General features: G+C 26.7%; 1 pseudogene. It reads right to left on the reverse strand.

Annotated features, from left to right (window positions below):
* A pseudogene (locus tag KI369_RS29190) lies at nucleotides 1-190 on the reverse strand (hypothetical protein); the annotation flags it as partial.
* Nucleotides 191-430: the final 240 nt, after the last annotated feature.

A 430-nucleotide genomic window follows, 5' to 3' on the forward strand; every position in this document is an offset into this window, starting at 1 on the left:
AAGGTGGACACGGTTTGGGAACTACCAAATAGTCAACTGAGTTTTTATCCCTAATATAATTAATTGAAACATCATAATACTTAGAAAAATATTCCTTCAAATCATCCTGATTCCTTAAAAATGGTAGAGAAAATATTGAACCATAATTTATACCAGCGTCGACAATTAATACAAAGCATATTTTTTTCATGATACACCCTCCTCGTATAATAAGTTTTAAGTTAATAACTGTTCCTTGAAAATTAAACAGTTTTTATCTTCAAGAGCTACATCAAAAAAATGATGTATGGGTAAAATTTAGTCTTGGATAAGGTAACACTGATAAAAACAGGTTTCCTTTTTCTTTATATTCAATTAAATTATACCATTATTTTACATAAATTTTCAGACTTTGTTTTTTTTATTTTATTGGTAAACTTATGCTTAGCAT

Source organism: Bacillus sanguinis (assembly GCF_018332475.1).
GTDB classification, from domain to species: Bacteria; Bacillota; Bacilli; order Bacillales; family Bacillaceae_G; genus Bacillus_A; species Bacillus_A sanguinis.